The sequence below is a fragment of the Thermus sp. NMX2.A1 genome, from assembly GCF_000511705.1.
In the GTDB taxonomy this organism is placed as follows: domain Bacteria; phylum Deinococcota; class Deinococci; order Deinococcales; family Thermaceae; genus Thermus; species Thermus scotoductus.
Map to the genome: position 1 here is coordinate 1 of NZ_ATNI01000033.1, position 1,091 is coordinate 1,091.

Genomic DNA, 1,091 nt, shown 5'->3' on the forward strand with positions numbered 1-1,091 from the left:
TGTTCACTATATCATCCGAGCCGATATGTTGTCAACCGCGAAGGGGCTTGCCTAGTAAATTGCCTTGTACCCCGGAGGGGGCGGGAGAAGGGAGAGAAGAACCCTAAGGCCGTAGGCGATGAGCTCCAAAAGCGCCCGCGCCATGGCCGTCCAAGGCTTCCGCTCCCAAAGGTACCCCCCACCCAGCCGCGTCTTCATCCCCCCAAACACCCCCTCCACCACCCCGCGAAACCGGTACACCTCGGGGTCCCACCCCTCCCGCGCCCGCACCCGCGCCTCCTCCCTGGCCTCGCCCCCGCCCCGAAGCCGGATCACCGGCCGCACCCCCGCCTCCCCCAAAACCCCCCACACCTCCTTCCCGTCAAACCCCGCGTCCGCCAAAAGCCACCCCCGGGAAGGAGGAAACCGCCTCAGCACCTCCCCCCCAAGCCGGGGGTCCGGGGCGTAGCCCTCCCCCACCACTCCACCCCAGGGCCATAAGAGCCGCCTCTCCCTATCCCACCGCATCAGGGCCAGAAGCCGCGCGTGCCCCCGCACCCGCCGCACCTCCTTCCCCCGACGAAAGCGGAGAAGCCGGTCCTTGCTCCGGTAGGCCAGCCCCGTGGTGTCCATGAGGTAGAGGGGGGGAAAGCGCCGCCAGGTGTGCCGGCGCCTCGTCCGAAGCCGCTTCGCCTTCCGGCGAGGACTCCGGGGCGAGATGGGCCTCCAGTTCCCGGGAAAGCCTCTCCAGGAGGGCCTCAAGGAGTTTGGGGTCCAGGTGCTTGAGGGCGTAGCGGGCCAGGGACTGGTGGGAAGGGAAGGGGCCTTCCATCAGGTCCTGGAGTGAGGCCTCCGTCTCGCGGTAGGTGAGGTGGAAGAAGGCGCGGAAGAGAAGGAGGGCCAGGTAAAGGGCGTGGCTGTAGCGCCAGGGGCGGCCCCGCTTGCCTTTGGGGGTGGGAGGGGCCACCTCCCGGGCCAGGCGCAGGCAGTGTTCCAAGACCTCCTTGGGGCTTGCCTCCCTGCGAAGGAAGCCTCGCTTGCCCATCAGGAGAGAGATATACACCCGTCCTCCTGACCTTTGCAAGGCAAGCCCAGCCCCACTGCGAAAGTGC

1 protein-coding gene is annotated in these 1,091 nt (G+C 68.0%); it reads right to left on the minus strand.

From position 1 onward, the window contains the following. Positions 1–51 precede the first annotated feature (51 nt). Positions 52–741, minus strand: coding sequence for an IS5-like element ISTth7 family transposase (locus tag TNMX_RS02380; protein WP_008630619.1), 690 nt, complete (start codon positions 739–741; stop codon positions 52–54). Between the last annotated feature and the right edge of the window lie 350 nt (positions 742–1,091).